Annotated in this window: 1 protein-coding gene; it reads right to left on the bottom strand. The window is 36.7% G+C overall.

Annotated features, from left to right (window positions below):
- Positions 1 to 382: IS200/IS605 family transposase (gene tnpA / locus HT678_RS11005; protein ID WP_166728346.1), on the bottom strand; the 382-nt coding region annotated here is incomplete at its 3' end.
- Between the last annotated feature and the right edge of the window lie 133 nt (positions 383 to 515).

Here is a 515-nt window from a genome sequence, read left to right as displayed (position 1 = left end):
GAATATATTTAGCTACGGTCTTTTCGTTTAGTCCAACGGTACTTACATAGTATCCCCTAGCCCAGAACTTTCGATTTCCATACTTATATTTTAAATTAGCGTGCTTATCAAATATCATCAATGCACTTTTGCTCTTGAGATACCCCATAAAATCGGAAATCGAAAGTTTGGGAGGTATCAATACAAGCAGGTGTACATGGTCTGGCATCATATGACCTTCGATAATCTCCACGCCACGACAACCGCATAGATGTTTAATAATATCTATCAAATCCGACCTGACTTTGTAATATATCGCCTTACGGCGATACTTAGGTGTAAAAACTATATGATATTTGCACATCCATTTAGTATGTGATAAACTGTAACTGGTTTTAGCCATTTATTTTTCCTCCTTTATCTAACCTGAACAATTAGATTATACTTGGAAAAATAAATGGAAGCTAGAAGCCTTGTCAGCCACCAGCATAGCTGGTGGTTTTCTTGTTTTTCTCTACGAGAAAAACTGGCTTGAA

This window comes from Streptococcus sp. 3167, from assembly GCF_013277175.1.
Taxonomy (GTDB): Bacteria; Bacillota; Bacilli; order Lactobacillales; family Streptococcaceae; genus Streptococcus; species Streptococcus pseudopneumoniae.
Note: the sequence above shows the minus strand (reverse complement) of the source record. Positions and strands in the feature narration are given on the sequence as shown.